General features: G+C 45.6%; 1 protein-coding gene. It reads left to right on the plus strand.

Translation table 11 applies throughout. The features are described 5' to 3' along the window. Window positions 1-1,485 (plus strand): ribonuclease H-like domain-containing protein (locus tag ACHHRT_RS13780; protein ID WP_395500346.1); only part of this gene is annotated, 1,485 nt, incomplete at both ends.

Genomic DNA, 1,485 nt, shown 5'->3' on the forward strand with positions numbered 1-1,485 from the left:
GGAAAAGCACTTATCCAACAATAGGCAGTTGCAATTACCATTGTTCGGTAATGAAACGACTACTACGCTATTAGACGACTCTCTGCGGGCATACCAACTTGATGATATGGACTTTTTTGCCGATCGCCTGCCGCCGCATCTGTATTACCGTATCCCACTCACTTTTCCCGATGAAACCATGTTTCTTGATATTGAGACCACTGGACTCAGCATATATTATGACATCATAACCATTATCGGCTGGTCGGTTGGCAAGTCATATCATGTTTTTATAACCGGGCAAGATGACACTGAATTTCGCGCAGCTATCACCCAGGCAAAAGCTATTGTCACATTTAATGGTAAAATGTTCGACCTTAAATTTATAAGCAAATTCTGGCCCGACATGCCTACTCCCCCGATCCATGTAGATCTCAGATATATGGCGAAACGGGTTGGTTTAACCGGTGGGCAGAAAGTCATAGAAAAACAGATCGGTTACAAGCGAAACAAAAATGTTGAAAGCATGCTCGGGGAAGCCGCCCCTATTCTTTGGCATAAATATCGCCGTGGTGACAAAAAGGCTCTGAAAAAACTTATCACTTACAATCACGAAGACGTAGAGGGGATGAAGCTGATATTTGATTATTGCGTAAAGAAAAGGGTAGAGATAGAGGCAATCCCCCAAGAAATAGCCCCTACGGTGAAATTTTCATCATTACGCAGTAAAGTTAAGTGGAAAGGGAACAGCAAAACCAACGCCCAGCCTGTCATTAATCTTCCTGATTTTTCACAACCAAACCGGCCGCTGTGTCATTTTGAAGACCTTAACAACATCTTAGACCTGCACGATGCCACGATTCTTGGTGTTGATCTTGTGTCGTCAGAAACCAGAAAAAGCGGCTGTTGCGTGCTTCAGGGGAATAATGCCACTACCCGTAGCCTGCTGACCGATGACGAAATCATAAAACTAGCTGAAGAATGCGCCGCGACATTGGTTTCGATTGATTCACCTCTGAGCATACCGGAAGGGCGAACATCATTTTATGACGAAGACCCTTTTCGTGAATATGGCATCATGCGTCATTGTGAGCGAGTATTGAAAAGAAGAGGGATCAACGTCTATCCTTGCCTGATTCCGTCCATGCAGAAACTGACTCGTCGTGGCATGGTCTTGGCGGAAAAATTGCGCCAAAAAGGTATTCCCGTGATCGAAAGCTATCCTGGAGCGGCGCAGGATATTATGATGATTCCCCGCAAACAGGCCGGATTGGATTACTTGGTGATGGGTTTAAGAGAATTCGGTATTCGTGGCGATTTTTCAGCCACCGGTACCAGCCACGACGAGCTGGATGCCATCACATCAGCTACGGTTGGTCTTTTTTTTCTGGCTGGCAAATTCGAGGCCTTGGGTAATCCACTGGAGGAATATTTGATCATTCCGGATCTGAATGGCGACAGCCGTACCTGGTTGTTCCACAAGGTAATCGGCGTGATGGATGTAAT

The organism is Desulfurivibrio modestus (assembly GCF_044068625.1).
In the GTDB taxonomy this organism is placed as follows: Bacteria; Desulfobacterota; Desulfobulbia; order Desulfobulbales; family Desulfurivibrionaceae; genus Desulfurivibrio.